This is a genomic window from Alphaproteobacteria bacterium SS10 (assembly GCA_019192455.1).
GTDB lineage: Bacteria > Pseudomonadota > Alphaproteobacteria > TMED2 > TMED2 > TMED2.
The window spans coordinates 196,308-210,428 of sequence record JAHCML010000005.1; the positions used below are offsets into that span (position 1 = coordinate 196,308).

Below are 14,121 nucleotides of genomic sequence, written 5' to 3' on the forward strand. Positions count from 1 at the left end.
ATGACCTTCTCCAATGACCTGATCTGGTGGATCACGATTGTTGAACTGCCAGCCCTAACCGCGCTCGCCCTGTTCATTTGGCGCACCCGTGCCGATGCCAATAAGGCGACGGCCAATGCCACCGACCGGGCGCGCCTAACCCTCGACCAAATCCAAGCTGAGCTCTCAGCCTTCAAGCTGGAGGTGGCGCGATCCTACGCCTCGGTCGCGCTGCTCAAAGATACTGAGAAACGGCTGACCCACCATCTGCTGCGCATTGAGGCGAAGCTCGACAGCCGTGTCTTTCAGCAGCTTGGCGATGATGACCCCCCGATTAAGGAGCCCCAATCATGATTGCGAAACCCCAGCTTACGCCGGTTGTTGAACCGGCCGACCCGCCGGTGCCCGAAGACCCCAACCCCGAAGATCCCAACACGGGCCACGCCGCCATCGATACGCTCGCCCGCACCATCTGGGGTGAGGCGCGAGGGGAGGGCACCGCTGGTATGACCGCCGTCGCTGCTGTCGTCCTGAACCGTGTTGGCGTCGCCGATGCCGCCGGTGGTCGTTACTGGTGGGGCGCTGATGTAATCTCAGTTTGTAAGCGGCCCTGGCAATTCTCATGCTGGAATGAGGGGGATCCCAACCGCACCCAGATCGCCAGTGTTGACGCCACCGACCCCTACTTCGCCACGGCGCTGCGCATTGCCCGGCGTGCCGTTCATCACCTGGCCCCTGATCCAACCATTGGGGACGGTGAGAAGGGCGCCACCCACTATCACCATCGCGGCATCATGCCGAGCTGGGCCATTGGTAGACGCGCCCAAGCCTCAATTGGCCAGCACCTATTCTACCGGCTGGTGGATTGATGATCCCCGCCATCATTGGACAGCTCGGCGTCCCCTTGCTGATCAAGCTGGTGCGGGAGGGGCTGCGGAAGCTCGATCACCCGGTCGCCGATGGTGCGGCCGATGCGCTGGGCCATGTGGATGAGGCGATTACGGCCGGGCAGATCACGCCTGAGCGGGTGGCCGAGGCGAACCGCCATACCGAACGCATGGCGCAGATATCGGCGGATGAGTACCGCACCACGATTGAGGAGGTGAACAAAAGCCTGCGCGCGGAGGTCGTCTCCTCCGACCCCTATGTTCGGCGCATGCGGCCAACCTTCGGTTATGTGATGGCCCTGACCTGGGCCGGGCAGATGGGGGCCATTGCCTATGTCATCGTCAGTTATCCGGGCCAGGCGGGGCAGGTGATTATCGCCATGGCCTCACTCGGCACGATTTGGACCGTCGGCCTCTCCGTCCTCGGCATCTATGTCTATAAACGCAGCCAGGAGAAGCAGACCCTGTTGAGCGATCTAACCGGCGTTGCGTCTGGCGCTGGCTTCTTCGATCGGCTGTTCCGTCAGGGCGACACCGGCACGGCCAACGCGCCGATACCGGGACAAAAACCCAGTTCATAGTTGCGTTGTGCCGGGCCGTATTCTATCCCGCAAAGAAACAAAAAATTTGAGGGACGCATGGCACGGCAGTGGCGCGAGGACTGGTATCGGCGCGCGGTGGTCTATCAGATCTATCCGCGCTCTTACGCTGATAGTAACGGCGATGGCATCGGCGATCTGCCGGGCATCATCGAGAAGCTGGATTACATCCAGTCCCTTGGCGTCGACGCGATTTGGATCTCGCCCTTCTACAAATCCCCCATGGCCGATTTCGGTTATGACGTCAGCGACTACCGTGATGTCGATCCAATCTTTGGCACGCTGGAAGATGCCGAACGCCTAATTGTTGAAACCGACCGCCGGGACATGGCGGTGGTGATGGACATGGTGATGTCCCACACCTCGGATCAGCATGCCTGGTTTATCGAGAGCCGGGCCGACCGCACCAATGCCAAGGCCGATTGGTATGTTTGGCATGACGGCAAGCCGGGCCCGGATGGCAAGCCCGTCCCCCCCAATAACTGGCGCGCCGTGTTCGGTGGCAGTGCCTGGCAGTGGGATGAGGGACGACAGCAATTCTACCTGCACAATTTCCTCTCCCAGCAACCCGACCTCAACCTCCACAATATGGAAGTGCAGGACGCGCTAGTTGCGGAGGCGAAGTTCTGGCTCGACCGTGGTGTACGGGGCCTGCGCCTGGATGCGATCAATTTCGCCATGCATGACCAGGCGCTGACCGATTGCCCGCTGAAGCCCGGCACCGATGGCAGCAACTATCATGACCTGATCCACCTGCATGATAAGAACCAGCCGGAGACGTTGGACTTCCTCCGCCGCCTACGAACGCTTGCCGATGGCTATCGCGGCCGGTTCATTGTCGGTGAGGTCTATGACGACAACGACATGGCAATCGCCAAGGAATACTGCGCGGACGAAACCCTCCTCCATACCGCCTATAATTTCGCCCTCTTCGCGCCCAATCAAACCGCCGCCAGCCTGCGTCAGATCTTTGAGGCTTATGACGCCCTGCCCCATGACAGCTGGCCGTCCTGGCCGCTCTCCAACCATGATGTCTCCCGCGCTGTTAGCCGGTTCGCCAAGGAGGGGGAGCGGTATAAGCCGAACCGCCACCGCGCACGCCAGCTGAACGCCCTGCTCATGATGCTGCCCGGCACGGCCTTCATGTATCAGGGGGAGGAGCTGGGCCTCCCAGATGCTGAGATTGCACCGGATCAGGTGGTCGACCCGGCGGTCGCCCGTGGCTCTGGCGTTGCGGGTCGTGACCCCTGCCGGGCACCGATGCCATGGGACCGGGATAAGGAGATGGCGGGCTTCACCACCGCGAGTGAGAGCTGGCTACCCATGCCCGACTGCTACCGCGCCTTGGGTGCCACGCAGCAGGATGAGCCCGGGTCCAAGGCAACCCGGGACACCACCCTCACCATCACCCGCAGCCTGATCGAATGGCGGCGGATGAATATCGACCTGACCGCCTCGCCCATTCGGTTCTTCGATGGCCTGCCAGAGCCATTGCTCGGCTTTGCCCGTGGGCCGGAACGGATGCCCGTCACCTGCCTGTTTAACCTCAGCGAAGACCCGGTCACCGTGGATGTGGACGCCCCCGGCCTTGCCCTGCAAGTCGTGGGTGAGGGGGTTGAGCGTTTGCGCATCACCGCACCGCCCTATGGTGTCTTGGTCCTAACCCCGGGCCGGCGGAGCTTCCCGCGTTGGCATGGCCGGTTGGGTGAGCCGGGCAATATGGTTCCCTTCAGTCAAACTGACGATTGGGCCATCACCGGCCTTGGTTGATCTGGGGCTGGATTAACCGCGCAGAAGGACGCGCCCCACCGCTCTTTCCCCGGCGGAGACCTCATCCCAAAAAACATCGCGCGCATAACGGCTTAACTCGCATAATGGCGTACCGTCTGCTACAGTCCCCGACATATTAGCGTTTGATGCGTAGCATTGATGGTTCTTGCGGTATGGGATTGCGGTTTTGAGCGCCGCAATGTTTGGGGGCAGGCGAGATGGCAACTTTTGTTGTTACGACCTTAGCGGATGAAAACGATACGGAAGTGGCGGGCAGCCCGTTCAATGGTGCCGGCCTCTCCCTGCGCGAGGCCATCGCCCTCGCCAACGCCAACCCCGACGCCGACACCATCGAGTTCGACAGCAGCCTAAACGGCACAATTACACTGGCTGCGGCGGGTTCGGCGGGTGAATTGGTGATCAATCAAGATGTGACGATTGATGGCGATGGCCGCATTACCCTGGATGGCAATGATAACAGTCGGATAATTTCAATTCGAGTTGATGATGGAGATAGTGAAGATAGCGATGTTTCGCTGAGCGGCCTTACCTTTCAGCGAGGTAACGGTGATGGCTCATTCACGTTCTTTGGCGACCCGACTGGTGGCGCCGTGTTTGCTTGGGGCCCGACCACTGATGTCAGTATCCAAGACAGCGATTTCCATAGCAACAATGCCGAGAGTGGCGGTGCTATTTACGTATTCTATGGCGCTGATATCTCCATTGATGGGAGTCTAGTCCATGATAACTCAGCAGCCTCGGTTGCTGGAGCAATAGGGGCCTGGGACCACTCCAGCATCTCAGTAAGTAACTCAAATATTTATCATAATTCAGCTGACCTCGAGGTCGGTGCGCTCCTGGTTAGGTTTGCATCATCGCTGTATATAAGTAACTCTAGCGTGTCATATAATCACGCGCCCAACTCTGCGGCCATTTATTTGACCGGGACCGACAATGTTGTCCATGTCAGTGGTTCGAACATTATTGGAAATGCAGCATACAATGTCGGGGGCATACTTGTTGGGGGCGGTTCTCTTACCGTTATAAACTCGGTAGTCGCTGGAAACATCTCTGGGGACAATAGTTATAGTAGTATTTATGGTGGCCCGGATATCGGATTACCGGCTTACCCTTGGTCGGGTAGCACTTTAGATGTCTCCCACTCTTTCATCGGTACGCCGTTAGTTCTGCCCGATGGCATTCCGTTCAATGATAGTGGTGGCAATATAATCGGCTCGCCGAATGTAACAGTTGCCGACCTTCTTGGCCCGCTTCAAGACAATGGTGGGCCAGTTCCAACTCATGCACCAGTACCTGGCAGTTTGCTGATTGATGCTGGTGATAACTCCCTGGTGCCGTCGACAGTAACTACTGACGCGACAGGCGCGCTCCGTATCTCCGGCGGTACGGTTGATATTGGCGCGGTTGAGTTCCAGCAGACACAACCGTCAACCCCAACCGAGCCGCTGCCTGAGGGTAGCGAGGTCATCGCCATCGTGAACCTGCCTGGACAGGTTGAGCCAGTGATGGCTGGTACGGGGCAGGATACGGTACAGGGGTCGATCTTTGGTGATCTGGCCTATGGCAATCAGGGCAATGACATCCTGACCGGTGATCTGGGTATGGATACCCTGTTCGGTGGGCTGGGCGATGATGCATTGTACGGCGGCGGCGATGCCGATGTGCTGGCGGGCAATCGGGGGAATGACACCCTAACCGGTGGTACTGGCGCCGACCTGTTCATCCTCGCGCCCACCGGCGTTGATGTGATCACCGACTATCTACAGATCGAGGGTGATGTAATCCGGGGCGTTGGCTTCGGACCGACCAGCACGGTGACCGCCCTTGATGGCGGCATCCAGATAGAGAATGGGCTGGGTGGTGCCGTGATCCTGCTCGGCGTCACCAGTATTGATCAGGTTACCTTCGGCTAGCGCCCCCTGAATGCGTCCACTGACAGTCAGTTAAGCCCCATTGGTTACCCACAGCGGTGCCAATTCGGTCTTTCGTGTCCAGCCTCTATGTTGAGTGTCAGGCGTCATAAAAGCTTCAAGAACATCGACGCCCCGCAGGTCGGCCCAGAACTCGACCGCAAAATCTCAACTGGAGGAAACACTTCGTGGACGACAATCGGTCCGGTCCGATTGCCAATGGTGCAGATGACCCCAAAACGCATGGGCAGACAGGCCCAGATGCTAGCGCTGGCCTAGACCCCGATTGGTGGCGCGGCGCGCTGCTTTATCAGATTTACCCCCGCAGTTTTAAAGACAGCAATGGTGATGGCGTCGGCGATTTGCCGGGCATCATTGAGAAGCTGGATTACGTCAAAAGCCTCGGCGTTGAGGGTATTTGGGTGTCGCCCTTCTATGCCTCCCCCATGGCGGATTTTGGCTATGACATCGCCGATTATCGCGCGGTCGACCCGATCTTTGGCAGCAATGACGATGCCGACCGGATGATCGAGGCGGCGAATGAGCGTGGCCTGCCGATCATTGCCGATATGGTGCTGTCCCACACCTCCGATCATCACGCCTGGTTTGAGGAAAGCCGGTCGAGCCGGGATAACCCGAAGGCGGATTGGTATGTCTGGGCCGATCNACACCGCGACCATGACGGCAACCCGCACCCGCCCAACAATTGGAAGAGTGTGTTCGGCGGCAGTGCGTGGCAGTGGGATGAGACCCGCGAGCAGTACTACCTGCATAATTTCGATAAGGGACAACCCGACCTCAACATCCATAACCCGGCCGTTCAGGACGCCCTGTTGGGGGAGGTTGAGTATTGGCTGAAGAAGGGGATTAAGGGCCTGCGCCTCGATGCCATCAATTTTGCCTGCCATGACCCGGAACTGCGCGATAACCCCATTAAGGACGGCACCTCGGGCGAGACCTATGGCGATCAGGTGCACCTGCATGACAAGAACCGGCCTGAGACTTTGGATTTCATCCGTCGGTTGCGCCAGCTGACCGACCGCTACCCCGGCTCCTTCATGGTGGGGGAGATCGGGGATGATGACGGCATGCGCCTCGCCAAGGAATACACTGAAGGCGATGGGCTGCTGCACACCGCCTATAACTTCTCGCTCTTCGATAAGAGCCTATCCGCCGGCTACATCAAGGGCGTGATGGAGTACTTCCAGGGGCTGGAGGGAGATGGCTTCCCGTCCTGGGCCCTGTCTAACCATGATGTCAGCCGCGCCGCCAGCCGTTGGGGCGGTGATGACCCGGCGCCGGAACGGGCCAAGCAGTTGAACGCGCTACTCGCCCTGATGCCCGGCACGGCCTTCCTCTATCAGGGGGAGGAGCTGGGCCTACCCGATGCGCCGATCCCTGAGGATCGCATCGTCGACCCGGCCAATGACCGTGGCTCAATCCTCGTCGGTCGCGACCCGGAGCGGGTACCAATGCCCTGGGAGAAAGAGGGCAATCAGGCCGGTTTCACCACCGCCGATGATAGCTGGCTACCGATCCCGGAGAGTTATTATGACCGCGCTGTCTCCACCCAGGAGGGTGACCCCGACAGTGTACTGAACCACACCCGCCGGATCGCCGCCTGGCGCAAGGCGAATAAGGATCTGGCCGATCAGCCGATCACCTTCTACCAGGGGGTGGATGAGCCGCTGCTCGCCTTCAGCCGGGGTGAGGGGGATGGCAAGGTCGTCGCCCTGTTCAACATGACGGGGGATGAGCAGAACTTCCGCCTGCACAATTATGATTTGATCGAGGACCTAACCGGCCAGCGCTTGCTGGGGCCCGGTGAGTTTGTCGATATCAAGATCCCGCCCTATGGCATGCTGGTGAAGAATGGGCCGGAGCGTCTGCCCTTCCCGGCCAATGGTGCTGCCGTGAATGGCGGCCCCGCCGATTGGCGCCGGGCCGATGATACCCCGCTGATGCCACGCATTGGTGGCCCCGTGTCAAAGCGCGGCTTCGGTGACACCGCCAGCCGCCTGCTCGACATGATCCCTCCACCGGTCAACGAACCTAAGGCCGAGCCGCCAGCCGGTCGTGCGTTAGGGATGTAAGTGGACTGGCCCGGCAAAGCTGCCGGGCCCTCTATTCATCCAAGCTGTTTCCAGAACACGATTTTGTCGCCGCCAGCCTCATAGAAGTCACGGATGCGTGCCTCCTCGGTAAAGCCACTGCGGTGATAGAATTGACGTGTTCGCTCAAACTCCGGCGTGCCCATGGTTTCCACTAGTAGAACGCGCCCGGCCTTGGCCCGTAATTGTTGTTCCAGGTAACTGATCATCCGACCGCCGATACCGGTACCTTGATGATCTGGCATGACGCCAATGGCGAGTAGGTTCCAGGTGCCCACGGTCATGCGCTCTGGCTCACAAAAACCGAACCCTAATGGCCGGTCATCGGCATCGCAGGCGGTGAACCAAAAATCGTTCGCCATGCCATCCAGATAGCCAGCGATCATGTCATCCAGCATCTCAGTGGGGAACAGCGCCACCGCTTCAATAAGGGTTTTAAGGCCAATGATATCCGCCGATGTTACGGGGCGGATTTGAGTTGATGTTGTCATCGTTGAAAGACTTCCACGTTTGCATTGGCGATAGCCACGGCGAGGTAGTGCCGCCGTCATCGCGTTGATCAATTGGTCTGATTGTTTTGGTGCAGGCAGCGCGCTGGGAACCGTGCCAAGGGCACGGGTCGCTGTCTCTTTTTCACCGGCCCTGGTCAGGGCCCGGAATGGCGCGCAAACGTTGATATCCGCCAAGGCGGATACCTGTTTGGTATCAGTTAGGCCAGGCGGAGGGAAGGGCGAACAAGGCCCGGCCTGCTTGACAGGTCTATTTATATTTTATACTGACCGGTCAGTATATAAATCATAGGCCAGTAAGAGAGGCGAAATGCAGGAACAATCAGTGTTTGAAGTGGTGGTGTTTAAGGTCAGAAACCCGGAGGCCGGCCTGGCGGCTGCGAAGGCGGTTATCGGTGATGCTAAGGCCTATAATGATGGGGTAATCGGTGCTGAAACATATCAGTCTTTAGATGACCCGCATCTGCTGACCCAGCGGATTGAATGGCGCAGCCTCGCCCATGCCAAAGACGCCCAGGCCGCTTTCCCAACCTTCCCGAATGCGCCGAAGATGATGCCGCTGATCACTGAGACTGTGATGATGGATCATTTCGTGACCTCACCGGCTGCGGTCTAGTCCCCATGTCCCCGCTTACCATGTCAGATGCGCTACCCGTTGATTTTACCCTGCCGGATGGCAAGACCCGTTGCTTTGGCAATAAACCGGGGCAGGAGTTGCTGGCCCATTATCACGACACCGAATGGGCCGTGCCTAAGCATGATGATAGGCAGCTATTTGAAGGCTTGATCCTTGAGGGGGCGCAGGCCGGGCTTAACTGGGAGACCGTCTTAAAGAAGCGGGAGGGGTATCGCGCCGTCTTCCACGGCTTTGATGTTGAGCGCGTGGCCAGGATGAGTGATGAGGAGCTAGAGGCCGCACGGGGCAACCCGGCCATCATTCGCAACCGGTTGAAGATTTATGGCACCCGCCGCAACGCCCAGGTATTCGAGGATATCCAGGCCGAATTCGGCAGCTTTGATGCCTATGTCTGGCGGTTTGTTGATGGTCAGCCAATCATCAATAGCTGGCGCGATATGAGCGAGCTGCCCGCCACTACAGTTGAGAGCGATGCCCTCTCAAAGGATTTGAAAAAGCGCGGTATGACCTTTGTCGGTTCCACCATCATCTATGCCTATATGCAGGCGGTGGGGATGGTGAATGATCACTTCGTCGATTGCTGGTGCCATGGCCGTTAGCCCCGCCACAACATCCGGTCCGCAGAAACCAATGCCGAGAGCCAAGGCCAAGATCCTTGAGGCCGCGCAATCCCTCATGGTTTTGAACGGCTATCACGGTACCGGGACCGATGCGATTATCGCTAAGGCCAAGGTGGCCAAGGGCAGCTTTTTCTATCATTTCGCCGATAAACCAGCGCTGATCCCAGCCCTGCTTGAGGATTATGTCGAACAGGGTCTGATCGGGCCGATGCGTAAAGCCTTCAAGGATCACGCCAAGCCGGTGGATGCCCTGATCGCTTATGTCGATGAGGTTGAGCATTGGTACGGGAAGGATGGGTTTCGGGGTGGTTGCCTGCTTGGCAACCTGGCGCTTGAGGTAACCGACAGCGATGCCCAAGCCCAGCGGGTTATTGCGCAGCAATTTGACCGTTGGCGTAACCTCATGGCCGAGATGCTAGAGGGTGCGACCCTCAGCCTGCCGCTTGAGCAATTCATCACCCTCTACATCGCGGTGGTGGAGGGGGTAACCATGACTATCCGCGCCCATAAGGATCGCGGGAAAGCCAAAGCAGAATTCGAGGCCTGCCGCCAATTGGTCCGAATGGCGTTTAGTCGCTAGCGCCCATGGCATCCGGCCCGCGGTCGATGAGGGGGTCGATGGAGATGAAGCTTTCGCTTTCCACCACGCCGTCGATGGCGAAGAGGCGTTTTAGGAAGTCGCCCAGATCATCCGCGGTGGGCACCCGCACCTTTAGGATCATGCAGACAGAGCCCGCGATGGCGTGGGCTTCCTCAACCGCTGGCTCTTGGCGGAGGAGTTCCGCGATCTCATCCTTGTTCCAGCCGCCCTGGGCCGGGGTGCGGGTCTTCACATGGATGAAGGCGCAGATGCCATAGCCGAGCTTGGCCGTATCCAATTCGATGGTGGTGCGGGTGATAATGCCCTTGGCCTTTAGCTTCTTCACCCGCTCATGCAGCGCGGGGGCGGACAGGCCCAACCGATCCGCCAAATCGGCATAGCGTTGGCCCGCATCTTCCTGAAGCGCGGCTAACAATTTTCGGTCAATCGCATCCATCTGCCTGTCCTCACACCCGTTCCGCCGAATACCGTCTGTTTTTGATTTCGAGGCCATATACAAGGCTTGTGCAAAATTACATTCGGCCCAACCTTAATCAAGCCGAATGATTTTTTGTGGAGTTGGGTCATGGCCTATCTTGAGAATGCCATTCCGTCACTGGCTGAAGAGCGCGTGAACACCGCGCGCTGGAAGGCCCGTTTCGACCTGACCCTGCTGGTGCTGACGGTTGCGATTGTGGGGGCGCAGTCGCTCATGCTTTCCGCCCTGGTGCCGGATATGGCCGCCGGGCTGGCCGTTGGTACGACCGAGATTGGGATTGCGATTGGGGCCTATGGCGCGACGACAGGATTGGCCGCCGTGCTGCTTGGCCCCCGCTTTGATCCACTACCACGGCGTTACACCCTGACCTTCTGTCTGATCCTGCTTGGGGTTGGTTTGACCATTGGTGCGGTGGCGACCCATTGGGTTGTGCTCGCCATTGCCCAGGGCATTGGCGGTGTTGCCGCCGGTGTGTTGTTGCCCATGGCCTATGCCAGCGCCAGCGATATGGCCCCGCCGGGCCGCAATGCCGAGTATCTGGGCAAAGTGCTGATGGGCTGGTCGATTGCCATGATTGCCGGTGTCCCCCTGGGCGGGGTGCTGGGTGACACGGTTGGATGGCGTGGTGCGTTGATGGTGATGGCGGCCACCGCCCTGATTGTTGCCCTGGGCACAAGCCGCCTAACCCGGCGCCGGGAGACCCTGCCCGATGCCGGCAGTGTTGAAGGGCTGGTCGGTAAGCTGAAGGCCGCCGCACGGGTGCCCACGGTTGGCACCTTCCTCGCGATCAGCTTCGCCGTCATGTTCGCCTTCTACTGTGCCTATGGCTTCTTTGGGGCCCATATCCGGGCGCTGCATGGTGGCGGTGGTGCCGTCATTGGCTTGCTGGCGGCCGCCTATGGCGCTGGCTTTGCCGCCGCTGGCACGTTTAGCGGGCTGATTGATCGGTTGGGTGCCCTGCGCAGTTGCCTGATCAGCGGTGTTGCCCTGCTCGCCATCTATGCCGGGTTGGCGCCGGTGAGTGAGCTGGTTTTTGTCGGACAACCTTGGCCCATTGGCGTCTGGATGTTCCTGTTCGGCGCGATCAACCATGTGATGATCAATGGCTATGTCTCGGGCATGAGTGCCACCGATGCGAAGCGTCGTGGCGTGATCCTCTCGCTCAACACAGGCGTTACCTATCTTGGCTTTATGGCCGGTTCCGTGGCGGGTGGCATTGCCTTCGACATTGTTGGTTATGGCTTCGTCACGGTGCTTAGTGTGTTGGCCATTGTGGGGGCCGTGCTGGCGGCATGGCGGTTACACGCACGCTGAAAACCCTTGCACTGATTGGGTGCACCGCACCATATCTTGTCGCAATCGCTCACAGAAGCGATCGCCCGTTAAAGGGCCATTGAGAGAGCCGTAGATAAGAAACATAGATAGAGGTGGTGCCATGAGCACGACACCAAAGCCCGTTCCCGGAACCGGTAAGCGATGCCGTAAAACCGTGCCCGATATCCGTGGCATGAAGGGTGGGGAGGACGCGATTGTTTGCCTGACCGCCTATACCGCACCGGTGGCCCGGCTGCTCGACCCCCATGTCGATCTGCTCTTGGTCGGCGATAGCCTGGGCATGGTTGTCTATGGTGAGGACAGCACGCTTGCCGTCGACCTGGACACCATGATCCGTCACGGCCGCGCGGTGGTTAAATCCTCGACCCAGGCCATGGTCGTGGTTGATATGCCCTTCGGCTCTTACCAGGAGAGTAAGGCCCAGGCGTTCCACAATGCGGCGCGCGTGATGGCAGAGACCGGCTGTGCGGCGGTGAAGCTTGAGGGCGGTGTTGAGACCGCCGACACCATTAAGCACCTGACCGCCAATGGCATCCCGGTGATGGCCCATGTCGGCCTGATGCCCCAGCGCCTGCATGCGATGGGCGGGTTTAAGGCCCAGGGCCGGGATCAGGAGATGGCCGATCAGATCCGTGCCGATGCCCTTGCCGTGCAAGAGGCCGGTGCCTTCGCCGTGGTGATTGAGGGGACCGTTGAACCGCTGGCGGTTGAGCTGACCAACACGCTCGCCATCCCCACTATTGGCATTGGTGCCTCGGTGCGTTGCGACGGCCAGATCCTGGTCATTGATGACATCCTCGGCCTGTTCGATGATTTCACCCCGCGATTTGTGAAACGCTACGCGGCGTTGGGTGAGCAGATTGCCGACGCCGCCCAAGCCTATGCCGATGATGTGCGTGCCCGCCGCTTCCCAGCAGCAGAGCACACCTTCGGTGGCGCGCCAAAGCCTGCCGATACCGGCACCGATGGCTAACTAGCCTTTGCCCGCTAGCATCATCAGATTGTCCAGCGGCGGGAAGGCCAGCCGCAAATCTCGCGTATAGAGGCCATCCATCAGGTGGACTTGCTCGGCTGCGCCCTCAACGGCGCCTAGCCGGGCGTAGAAGCGCCGTGCCGCATGGTTGGTCTCCAGCACATGGCACCAAAGCCGGGCGGTACCAGCGGCAATCAACTTGTTAGCAAGGGCGGCCATAAGGGCCTGACCCACCCGCCGCCCCCGGGAGGTCGGGTCCACATGGAGTGCGGCCAGGCAGGCCGCCGCCGGATCGTCGGGGCATGGCTCACTCGCGGCGAAGCCTAGCAACTCTGTGCCATCAAACGCGGCCAAGACGATACATCCATCCTGCAGTGCTGACAGATGCCCCGCCCAGAAATCAGTGCGGTTGCCCTCAACCCCGCTGGGTAGGCCACCTGGGATCAATGCGGTGTAAACATCGCGCCAGGATGCGGCGTGAAGGCTGGCAATATCAGCCGCGTCCGACATGTTTGCCGGCCGAATAGAGAACCTATGATCCGGGGCAGTTGTTGCGGGTGAGGCGGGGGCAATCATTGGCTTCTTGCTCTAATCGTCTAAAGCGGTGGAAAGCTGGCATTTCTGGCTAGAGCCAGGCCAGAAAACTATGCCATAACAATGGGGTCACATCAGATTTTGCTTATGTGTTCCTGCTCGGCCATCCGTTATGGGGTGCGAGTACACGCATATGGGGCTGTTTGCCGCCTTTGGTCCGGCCCCGATTTTGGAGGGTGTTAGACCATGACTGTTGTTAAGACTTTCGCATCAACCAAGCTGGGCGTTCGCGCACCGCTTTTGGCTCTGGCCGCCGTCGGTGTTGCCGCTGGCTTCTCGTTTCTCGCGCCCCAGGCAACCGCTGCCGATGCGGATGAGGCGATTACCCTCTATGACCGTTTTGAGCAGGTTTCCTGCGGTGTTCGGACCGTCAGCTATGTCAGCTCTGTGACTATCGTCCCTAGCGTGCCTGAGAACCGGGTGAATGATGTTGCGGCCATTGGGCTTGCCTTTGACGGCCTTAATGATGGCGCTGGTGAGCCGGTGCAGGTTGCACTAACCGTGGATCGGGGCAGCGAGGATCGCGATGGCCGCGCGGCTTTGGTTTACCCACCTGAGACCGTGAACAAAGAGGCCCACGACGTTGCGTTGGATACCGTCTGTGCCAACGGTACATGCTCGATGTACATCCCGCTTTACGCCTATGAGATGCTGCCAATTGATGGTCCGCAAACCGTTGATGTTGGTGTTGTTGCGACCGATGTTGGCGGCAATCGTCTTAGCGAGCAGGTCATCAACGTTACGATCCCACCGCGCCAGGTTGATGTCGGCGCCAGCCGGTTTGAAGACTTCTCAGTCACCTTCGAGGGTCAGGCCGCCGCCATCCGTCCACTGCCAGGCTATGAGAACCGGGTTCGCAGCTATGCCCTGCAGCTCGAGGATGCCGATGGTTGGCGTGAGATTGACCTGACCGCGATCGAGAAAGCCGGTGATATCTGGTTGGTCCAGTGGGTCGGTGATCTGAAATACTTTGGTGTCGTCGTGATCGATGCGACCGGTGCTTGGAAGAACAAGATCGAGCTGGTCAATCTGAACGAGGATTGGGGCTTCCAGACCTATGATGGTCAGTGCCGCTAAGCTCTGTTTTTCGGCTTATA

15 protein-coding genes are annotated in these 14,121 nt (G+C 59.3%); 12 read left to right on the top strand and 3 right to left on the bottom strand.

Annotation, left to right across the window (positions count from 1 at the left end; translation table 11 throughout):
- From KI792_09890 to KI792_09915, 6 genes are all read left to right on the top strand, one after another.
- The gene (locus tag KI792_09890; GenBank protein MBV6633323.1) at nucleotides 1–333 is read left to right on the top strand and encodes a hypothetical protein; all 333 of its coding nucleotides are present in this window, start codon (nucleotides 1–3) and stop codon (nucleotides 331–333) included.
- Nucleotides 330–848: a cell wall hydrolase gene (locus tag KI792_09895; protein ID MBV6633324.1), complete on the top strand. Its 519-nt coding sequence runs from the start codon at nucleotides 330–332 to the stop codon at nucleotides 846–848. Before KI792_09890 ends, KI792_09895 begins: the two co-directional genes overlap by 4 nt.
- Nucleotides 848–1,447: a ribokinase gene (locus KI792_09900; GenBank protein MBV6633325.1), complete on the top strand. Its 600-nt coding sequence runs from the start codon at nucleotides 848–850 to the stop codon at nucleotides 1,445–1,447. The genes KI792_09895 and KI792_09900 overlap by 1 nt, the downstream gene beginning before the upstream one ends.
- A 57-nt stretch (nucleotides 1,448–1,504) precedes the next feature.
- The gene (locus KI792_09905) at nucleotides 1,505–3,235 is read left to right on the top strand and encodes an alpha-glucosidase (protein MBV6633326.1); all 1,731 of its coding nucleotides are present in this window, start codon (nucleotides 1,505–1,507) and stop codon (nucleotides 3,233–3,235) included.
- A 218-nt stretch (nucleotides 3,236–3,453) separates the two neighbouring features.
- The gene (locus KI792_09910) at nucleotides 3,454–5,169 is read left to right on the top strand and encodes a hypothetical protein (GenBank protein MBV6633327.1); all 1,716 of its coding nucleotides are present in this window, start codon (nucleotides 3,454–3,456) and stop codon (nucleotides 5,167–5,169) included.
- Between the two features lie 185 nt (nucleotides 5,170–5,354).
- Nucleotides 5,355–7,259 carry an alpha-glucosidase gene (locus tag KI792_09915; protein MBV6633328.1) on the top strand — a complete coding sequence of 635 codons (1,905 nt, stop codon included), beginning with the start codon at nucleotides 5,355–5,357 and terminating at the stop codon, nucleotides 7,257–7,259.
- A gap of 35 nt (nucleotides 7,260–7,294) precedes the next feature.
- Here the strand turns inward: KI792_09915 and KI792_09920 are convergent, their stop codons facing one another.
- Nucleotides 7,295–7,768 carry a GNAT family N-acetyltransferase gene (locus KI792_09920; GenBank protein MBV6633329.1) on the bottom strand — a complete coding sequence of 158 codons (474 nt, stop codon included), beginning with the start codon at nucleotides 7,766–7,768 and terminating at the stop codon, nucleotides 7,295–7,297.
- A gap of 328 nt (nucleotides 7,769–8,096) precedes the next feature.
- Here KI792_09920 and KI792_09925 point away from each other — a divergent pair, with 328 nt between their 5' ends.
- Genes KI792_09925 through KI792_09935 form a run of 3 tightly spaced genes read left to right on the top strand, consistent with a single transcriptional unit; the run spans nucleotide 8,097 to nucleotide 9,623 of the window.
- On the top strand, nucleotides 8,097–8,402 hold the full coding sequence (locus KI792_09925; protein ID MBV6633330.1) for a hypothetical protein: 306 nt from the start codon (nucleotides 8,097–8,099) through the stop codon (nucleotides 8,400–8,402).
- A gap of 20 nt (nucleotides 8,403–8,422) precedes the next feature.
- Nucleotides 8,423–9,022, top strand: coding sequence for a DNA-3-methyladenine glycosylase I (locus KI792_09930; GenBank protein ID MBV6633331.1), 600 nt, complete (start codon nucleotides 8,423–8,425; stop codon nucleotides 9,020–9,022).
- A complete protein-coding gene (locus KI792_09935) occupies nucleotides 8,985–9,623 on the top strand; it encodes a TetR/AcrR family transcriptional regulator (protein MBV6633332.1) in 639 nt (212 codons plus the stop codon). Before KI792_09930 ends, KI792_09935 begins: the two co-directional genes overlap by 38 nt.
- On the opposite strand, the gene KI792_09940 is transcribed toward KI792_09935, so the two are convergent.
- A complete protein-coding gene (locus KI792_09940; GenBank protein MBV6633333.1) occupies nucleotides 9,613–10,137 on the bottom strand; it encodes an Lrp/AsnC family transcriptional regulator in 525 nt (174 codons plus the stop codon). The genes KI792_09935 and KI792_09940 overlap by 11 nt on opposite strands.
- A gap of 72 nt (nucleotides 10,138–10,209) precedes the next feature.
- On the opposite strand from KI792_09940, the gene KI792_09945 reads away from it, so the two are divergent.
- Both KI792_09945 and panB read left to right on the top strand, forming a co-directional pair.
- A complete protein-coding gene (locus KI792_09945) occupies nucleotides 10,210–11,436 on the top strand; it encodes an MFS transporter (protein MBV6633334.1) in 1,227 nt (408 codons plus the stop codon).
- Nucleotides 11,437–11,557: 121 nt separating this feature from the next.
- Entirely contained in the window at nucleotides 11,558–12,430 is an 873-nt protein-coding gene (gene panB / locus KI792_09950) for a 3-methyl-2-oxobutanoate hydroxymethyltransferase (GenBank protein MBV6633335.1), read from the top strand.
- Here the strand turns inward: panB and KI792_09955 are convergent, their stop codons facing one another.
- Nucleotides 12,431–12,940, bottom strand: coding sequence for a GNAT family N-acetyltransferase (locus KI792_09955; GenBank protein MBV6633336.1), 510 nt, complete (start codon nucleotides 12,938–12,940; stop codon nucleotides 12,431–12,433).
- Nucleotides 12,941–13,210: 270 nt separating this feature from the next.
- Between KI792_09955 and KI792_09960 the strand changes: the two genes are divergently transcribed.
- Complete coding sequence (locus tag KI792_09960) at nucleotides 13,211–14,101, top strand: hypothetical protein (protein ID MBV6633337.1); 891 nt, start codon at nucleotides 13,211–13,213, stop codon at nucleotides 14,099–14,101.
- Nucleotides 14,102–14,121: the final 20 nt, after the last annotated feature.